Consider the following 246-nt stretch of genomic DNA (forward strand, 5'->3'; position numbering starts at 1 on the left):
CCTTTGCTTCAAACTCAGCTTCTATCCATATTGGACCAGAGATAGCCATTGTAACTACGTCAAAATAGATCTCTGTACTTTCATTAGGATTTAGCTGTTTAATATTGGGCTTTTTATTTGAGCTTACAACCATGTTCATTGAACAAAGAGTAATTTTAAATTTGCTTAGAAGAGCTCCAGAGAACAACTCATCTCCTATGTTTGTTATTTTGAAGCCGTACTCAAAAGGTTCACCTTGTACTAGAT

The 246-nt window shown here is 35.0% G+C and carries 1 protein-coding gene; it reads right to left on the reverse strand.

Annotation, left to right across the window (positions count from 1 at the left end):
- Positions 1-246 (reverse strand): hypothetical protein (locus AAEY68_RS21515; protein WP_350586881.1); only part of this gene is annotated, 246 nt, incomplete at both ends.

The organism is Pseudoalteromonas sp. RB2-MNA-CIBAN-0110 (genome assembly GCF_040309305.1).
GTDB lineage: Bacteria > Pseudomonadota > Gammaproteobacteria > Enterobacterales > Alteromonadaceae > Pseudoalteromonas > Pseudoalteromonas arctica.